Raw genomic sequence first — 6,692 nt, 5'->3', positions numbered from 1 at the left:
GGTTCAGTGAGTTAAATTGAAGAGCCGTATGTGGGAAATCTACAAGTACGGTTCTGTGAGGGGCATCATGCTTTCTCACATTATGTTTAAAATTTAAATTATAAATAGGAGAAACAGAGATGTCTACTCGACTTGAAATTATCGTTAATGGTGAAAAACAACAATTCAATAATAACACAAGCCTGCAAGATCTTATCGACGGCTTGGGTGTTCAGTTAGGCTATAGCGCTGTAGCGCTAAATAAAAATATTATCAGCAAAGGAAAATATCATCAGCACTTACTAAAGGAAGGTGATCAGGTTGATATATTGACACCTATGCAAGGAGGATAAGTTGATGACAGGGCTTAATATTTATGGTGAGAACCTAACAAATTCAATGATTTTAGGTACGGCACTTTATCCAAATTTAGATGTTATGCGTAAGGCTATACAAACAAGTAATGTTGATATGGTAACCGTTTCTTTAAAACGAGAATTAACCGGTGGTAAAAATAATTTTTTCTGGCAGCACATTCAACAAACCCGTTGTAAAGTCTTACCAAATACAGCTGGCTGTCGCACTGCTGATGAAGCACGAATGATTGCAAAAGCAGCAAGAGAAATTTTTAAAACAGATTATATTAAGCTTGAAGTTATTGGAGATAAGCACACATTACAACCTGATGTTTTTGAATTACTGAAAGCTTGTGAAATGCTAATTGAAGATGGTTTTAAGGTTTTGCCTTACTGCAATGATGATTTAATTGTGTGTCAAAGGCTTGTACAATTAGGCTGTCGCGTTTTAATGCCACTTGGGTCCTATATTGGCAGTGGACAAGGAATAAATAACCCTGAGGCTTTTAAATTGCTTCGACAGCGTTTTCCAGATATCACATTAATCGTTGATGCAGGTATTGGAACACCATCTGATGCAACAAAAGCAATGGAGCTTGGTTTTGATGGTGTTTTACTCAATAGCGCTATTGCTTTAGCTGATGATCCTGTAACAATGGCAAAAGCTTTTGATTTGTCTATAAAATCTGGAAAGCTCGCTTATCAGGCAAAAAGAATGCCAAAAAGAGCGTTTGCACAAAGTAGCACCAATCTAGAGGATACGCCATTTTGGCAATAGCCCTTGAATATCCACACATAAATTCCTAACGTTCTGATAAACGGCTCTACTTTCCACAGGGCAATCCTTTTTCTTTTTATCTTGTGGAAACATTATAACGCAAACATTATTTTGTTTATAGATTGAAAAGAAAAATAAAATTTCATCCACACTTTTAAACTGGATTCACTTTTTTTCTATATATATAAGATATTTCCTTTTATTTGTTTTTTTTGTTATTAGAATGCACTTTCCTGTGGATAGAATAAAACAAAACATAATAAAGACCTTGTTTAACTTGTGTATAAGTTTGTGTATTAGAATGTGTATAACTCAAGAATAGTGTGTGGATAACTTTTTTAAAAAGAATATGCCTCTTTCTATTTTAAAATATCCACAACGGAATCAACAAAGTTATAAACAAAGTTATACACAAGGAAATTAACAGTTTATCAACATTGTTATTCACAGAGTTATCCACAGTTGTGATGTAGAGATATTGCATGTTAATATTCGTTTGATATAATCACTTAGTATGAAGGTCAAACACGATTTGTTGCTACATTTTTATTTAGGATAAAAGTGTAAGTCACTGAATTTTAAAGGAAAAAAGGCATATGAATTTTTGGCAACAGTGCTTAGATCATTTAAAGAACATTGTTTCAGAACAAGAATTTAGAATTTGGATAGAACCTTTGAAAGTCAGTGATCAAGGCAATTTATTCACAGTGTTTACACCAAATCAGTATTTCCACAGCTGGATAAAATCAAAATATAAACAAAAAATTGTGGATGTTTTAAAAAAAGTAAAAAATAATGACTACCTTATTGTGGAATTTTTGGTAGAAAAAGCGCAACAGTTTCAGCAAAAAACGTCATATGTAGATAATTTACAAGAAAATAAGTTGCAAACACCGACATCAACGGTTGGTCCACAGACTGATTTGTTCACAAAAACGATTTCTTCTTATCAACCAAAGCATCAATCAGATACAGCTGTTGATGTAATTGAAGCTGAGCCTGATATTGATACAAATTTAGTAGGTGCTTCCAATGAACTATATGGTTTTGATGAAGCACTTGCCTTACCTAAAAGAAAAAAGAATGTTGATTTTGGCTCGCCATTAAAAAAAGAGTTTAGTTTTGATAATTTTGTTGTTGGTAAAGCAAACGAAGTTGCCAGAGCCGCTGCGATGCAGGTGTCCGTGAATCCAGGATTAGCTTATAACCCTTTATTTATTTATGGTGGCAGTGGTTTAGGTAAAACGCATTTAATGCACGCGATTGGAAACTATGTTTTACATAATAATCCTCACTCGAAAGTACTATATGTTACTTCAGAGCGATTTGTTAAGGATTATGTTGATGCCGTGCGTCTGCATTCAGGTGATGAATTTCAAAACTTCTATCGATCAGTTGACGTTTTATTGGTAGATGATATCCAATTTATCGCTGGAAAATCAGGATCACAAGAAGAATTTTTCCATACGTTTAACACGTTGTTGGAAAATGGCAAACAGGTCGTGTTGTCATGTGATAAATATCCAAAGGAAATTCCAAAACTGGAAGAGCGCTTGGTCTCCAGGTTTGGTTATGGGTTAACGGTGACAATAGATATGCCGGATCTTGAAACCAGAAGCGCTATTTTGTTACATAAAGCAACGCAGTTTGGCAAGCCGATTGATCAAAATGTTGCCTTGTTTATGGCCAAGCACATTCGATCCAACGTTCGAGAGCTTGAAGGTGCTTTGCGTCGAGTATTAAATTATGCGCAATTCAATAAAAAGGCAATTGATGAAAAACTGGCTTATGAATGTTTAAAAGATGTTATTTCTATCCAGGAAAAAATTGTAAAAATTGATAATATTCAGCGTGTTGTTGCTGATTATTATAACATTAAAGTAACGGATTTATTATCAAAACAAAAATCACGTGATGTTGCCAGGCCAAGACAGGTTGCTATGGCTTTGGCCAAAGAGTTTACCAACCACAGTTTACCTGAGATTGGCGGTTTTTTTGGTGGACGAGATCACACCACTGTGCTACATGCGGTTAGAACAATAAAAAAACTGCTTGTTAGTAATGTGGATTTACAAGATGATTATCAAAATTTATCACGCAAATTAGCACATTAGCGTGAGGGAGTGAAAACAAAATGATGAAATGTACGCTGACAAAAGAAGACTTATTAAAACCATTGCATTCGGTCGTGACTATTGCGGATAAAAAGCATACAATGCCTATTTTAAGTTTTATTTTATGTTGGGTAAAAGAGGGTAATTTGACATTAAAATCTTCTGATTTGGAAACTGAAGTTTTAGCAAAGATAGCGCTTTCACCTGAGTCTGAAGCAAGTGATGGTTGTATTACCTTACCTGCAAGAAAAACAATGGATATTATCCGAAATCTACCTGATGGTGCTCTGGTAGATATTATTCAAGATATGGATAACCGCGTTGTTATCAAATCAAGTATGAGCAGGTTTACCTTATCTTCACTGAATACAGAGTCTTTCCCTATTATGGAAGAAGACACAGGAAAATCGATGTTTAAAATGCCAATGTCAAGTCTTTCGCAAGTGATTAAACGCGTACAATTTGCCATGGCAAATAATGATGTACGTTACTTTCTCAATGGTATGCTTTGGGAGATTGAAGGAGAAAGTTTTAAGGCTATTGCAACAGATGGACATCGTATGGCAAGCTCAGAGTTAACCATTGAGAACACCTACTTAGACTGTGTTCAGATGATTGTTCCTCGAAAAGCAATTAATGAGATTCAGAAAATACTTGTTGCACAAGATGATACTGACATTGAGATCCAAATCGGCAAAAATTACTTTAAAATAGTTTTACCAAACTATCAATTTACCTCAAAGCTTATTGATGGACGTTATCCCGATTACACACGCGTGATTCCACAAAATAACAACCGCGTATTGATTGCCAATCGTGTTGAGCTAAAACAAGCGCTTATAAGAACGGCTATTCTTTCTAATGAAAAATATCGTGGTGTTAGATTAAAACTTGGTCATAATGAGTTAATGCTTTCAGCAAACAATCCTGAGTATGAAGAAGCTCAAGACCAGATAGCGGTTAAATATCACGATCAACCAATGGAGATTGGTTTTAATGTGGGTTATTTATTGGATAGTGTTAATGTATTAGATGCAGAAAACGTTGATTTGTATTTTGATACCCCTGCAATGAGCCTTCTTATTAAGGATGACACTACAAAAAGCCAGTATGTTGTCAGTCCAATTAGGCTGTAGAATTACAGATAACACCAGGCAGATTTATCCTGATATAAAGTACGAAGCAATTTGTTATTCAACGTATGACCTGATTTATAACAGTTAAAGTAGCCGATAATAGCACCTCCAACGTAAAAATCCCCAATAGCATCAAGAAGTTTATGTTTTACAAACTCATCGGGATAGCGTAGGCCATCTTTATTGGCAACGCCGTTATCAGTTATACCTACTGCATTATCTAAGCTTGCACCTTTGGCAAGATTATTAGCATGTAAGTAATCTAATTGTTTGACAAAACCAAACGTTCGCGCCTGACAAATATGATCAATATATTCTTGTTTTTGGCCTGAAAACTCAGCAACATGAGGCGTTTTGGCGATAACTGGATGATCCCATTTTATCTCAAATCGATAATGGGTGTGTTGTGAGGGTGTTACTTCAGCAAATTTATCATCTTCTTGTACTTTAACCGGCTTTAAAACTTTAATAATTTTTCGAGGCTTGTCTTGCTGTTGAATACCCGTATTTTCAAGAAAATCAACAAAAGGTGCACTACTGCCATCCATTACAGGAAGTTCAGCAGCGTCAAGCTCAATAATTAAATTATCAATTTTAAACACACAAAGTGCGGACATTAAATGTTCGATCGTTGAAACCGAAACCTTTTGATTATCAGGATGTACAAGCAATGTGCACATCACCGCTTCAGTAATATTAAAGGGTGTGATTTTAATATCAGCAGCAGGTGACAGATCGATTCGGCGAAAGATAATACCTGAATCTGTTTCTGCTGGCTTTAAGACCATCGTGACCTCAGCGCCTGAATGTAAGCCAATACCTTTGATCGTGACAGGTTGTTTTATTGTCTGTTGTAAATGAGATGTCATTCGTCATTAAATGAAATTTGTACAGAATAATGATTATCGTAGCGGATATTACGATCAACGACAAATTATTTTTCAATATCATGACAAGTTTGTTCTAAGCGCAAAGCTTTCTTTTTTATTTTGGGATGTTTGGGAGGGTATTATCATGGAAAAAAGATTCTATCGGGTAACTAAAAACTTCATCATGGTAAATGGTTGACTTATAGGTTATTTCTTTTGGTGTAAATACACCAATATAGGCAGGCATTACTTTCAATGTGTTTTTTTTAAAAACTTCTGGTGTATATGCAGCAAAATTCTTATTGCCAGCATTTCTAGCCGATTCATATAAAAATGCTTCTATATCAATTTCACGCATAGCCTTTGAAAGCTTTTGGGGATATGCATAGTTGCCTTTTGAAGTTAATCGTTTTTGGTTAAGTTTCCTAATTTTAGTAAGGTCAAGAAACTTATTAATATTACATTGTATCGAAAATACAGTTCTTTCAAAATACAATGTATTTTCTATATTAGCTTGTCTGTTGAAGTTAAAAAGATAGAAAGCAGATTCAGCTAATGCTGTTTCTTTGTTGGTGGATCCATACCACAATGATTTTTCATACATGGATCCAAACCGTGAGCCATGTTTTAATGGTGGATATCTAAATGGTGTATAAATTAAATAATGGTAATTTGTATATTCAGTTTGCGGCTTTGCTTTTTCTTCAAGCAGCTGCTCAAGGCGTTCCTGCTCTTGGACATTACCTTCTGTAAGCTTAAGTGTTGATGCATTATTTTGTGTTTCAATACTTCTGTAGACCGTTAACCGCTCGCATAATTGTATGTGTTTTTTGATGAAATCAAACTCGCCCACGATAATAATCCAAGTAGTTCATAATAAATACCAGACCTTTGACTGATCTCATTAATTCCAATGGTTTCTTACCATCAAAGTCATTATTATTATTGGTTAGCCACTTTTTACAAATTTCTTCATTGCCACCATATATTGCATCTAATGACCTGATTATTTTAATAAAATACAATGCAAGCTCACCTGTTATTGTGTCAGGGGAAAAAGAGTTTGAGTTTTGATTTTTTGCTTTACTGAAAGCTGAGTTACTCATATGCAGTACCTTTGCAATGTCAGCTTGAGAAATGCCATATAGTTTTGAGGCATTCTCCAGAGACTTTGCAATGATTGCACTATCATTTGCTATGCTTAAGGCGGTCATAACATTTTCTCCTATTGTTTCTTAAAGAAATTATATTAAAAAATATTGAAAAAGTAAAGATTGCAATTTTGACAGGCGTATTGAATCAAAAGAAACGGTTACCAAGGTTCTGATTTTTAATGACCTCATTGTATCAAAATATAAGTTACCATTCTTATTGGTTCTAAAGCATACAAATTGCTTTAGAATAATGAATTTAACATACCATTCTAATTTGACAAAGTTACAATAGCATTTTATCCATTC

At 34.6% G+C, this 6,692-nt stretch carries 7 protein-coding genes; 4 read left to right on the top strand and 3 right to left on the bottom strand.

Annotated elements, in window-relative coordinates; genetic code table 11:
- Positions 1–119: 119 nt before the first annotated feature.
- From thiS to dnaN, 4 genes are all read left to right on the top strand, one after another.
- Positions 120–332, top strand: coding sequence for a sulfur carrier protein ThiS (gene thiS, locus DNK84_RS09335; protein ID WP_119344261.1), 213 nt, complete (start codon positions 120–122; stop codon positions 330–332).
- Between the two features lie 4 nt (positions 333–336).
- Entirely contained in the window at positions 337–1,113 is a 777-nt protein-coding gene (locus DNK84_RS09330; RefSeq protein ID WP_119344260.1) for a thiazole synthase, read from the top strand.
- A 596-nt stretch (positions 1,114–1,709) separates the two neighbouring features.
- Positions 1,710–3,227, top strand: a complete 1,518-nt coding sequence (gene dnaA, locus DNK84_RS09325; protein WP_119344259.1) for a chromosomal replication initiator protein DnaA — start codon at positions 1,710–1,712, stop codon at positions 3,225–3,227.
- A gap of 20 nt (positions 3,228–3,247) precedes the next feature.
- On the top strand, positions 3,248–4,363 hold the full coding sequence (gene dnaN / locus DNK84_RS09320; protein WP_119344258.1) for a DNA polymerase III subunit beta: 1,116 nt from the start codon (positions 3,248–3,250) through the stop codon (positions 4,361–4,363).
- Between the two features lie 2 nt (positions 4,364–4,365).
- On the opposite strand, the gene lpxC is transcribed toward dnaN, so the two are convergent.
- The 3 genes from lpxC to DNK84_RS09305 all read right to left on the bottom strand — a co-directional run bounded on the left by lpxC (position 4,366) and on the right by DNK84_RS09305 (position 6,446).
- Positions 4,366–5,232, bottom strand: a complete 867-nt coding sequence (gene lpxC, locus DNK84_RS09315) for a UDP-3-O-acyl-N-acetylglucosamine deacetylase (RefSeq protein ID WP_119344257.1) — start codon at positions 5,230–5,232, stop codon at positions 4,366–4,368.
- A 115-nt stretch (positions 5,233–5,347) separates the two neighbouring features.
- Positions 5,348–6,085 carry an RES family NAD+ phosphorylase gene (locus DNK84_RS09310; RefSeq protein WP_162902346.1) on the bottom strand — a complete coding sequence of 246 codons (738 nt, stop codon included), beginning with the start codon at positions 6,083–6,085 and terminating at the stop codon, positions 5,348–5,350.
- Positions 6,072–6,446, bottom strand: a complete 375-nt coding sequence (locus DNK84_RS09305) for an MbcA/ParS/Xre antitoxin family protein (protein ID WP_119344255.1) — start codon at positions 6,444–6,446, stop codon at positions 6,072–6,074. Before DNK84_RS09305 ends, DNK84_RS09310 begins: the two co-directional genes overlap by 14 nt.
- Between the last annotated feature and the right edge of the window lie 246 nt (positions 6,447–6,692).

Origin of the sequence: Facilibium subflavum (genome assembly GCF_003574485.1) — a bacterium.
Classification (GTDB): Bacteria; Pseudomonadota; Gammaproteobacteria; order Francisellales; family Francisellaceae; genus Facilibium; species Facilibium subflavum.
Note: the sequence above shows the minus strand (reverse complement) of the source record. Positions and strands in the feature narration are given on the sequence as shown.

Bases quoted from the DNA above. Each gene is read 5' to 3' on its own strand.
- lpxC (WP_119344257.1), bottom strand. From the start codon at position 5,232: ATGACATCTCATTTACAACAGACAATAAAACAACCTGTCACGATCAAA.
- thiS (WP_119344261.1), top strand. From the start codon at position 120: ATGTCTACTCGACTTGAAATTATCGTTAATGGTGAAAAACAACAATTC.
- dnaA (WP_119344259.1), top strand. From the start codon at position 1,710: ATGAATTTTTGGCAACAGTGCTTAGATCATTTAAAGAACATTGTTTCA.
- DNK84_RS09330 (WP_119344260.1), top strand. From the start codon at position 337: ATGACAGGGCTTAATATTTATGGTGAGAACCTAACAAATTCAATGATT.
- dnaN (WP_119344258.1), top strand. From the start codon at position 3,248: ATGATGAAATGTACGCTGACAAAAGAAGACTTATTAAAACCATTGCAT.
- DNK84_RS09305 (WP_119344255.1), bottom strand. From the start codon at position 6,446: ATGACCGCCTTAAGCATAGCAAATGATAGTGCAATCATTGCAAAGTCT.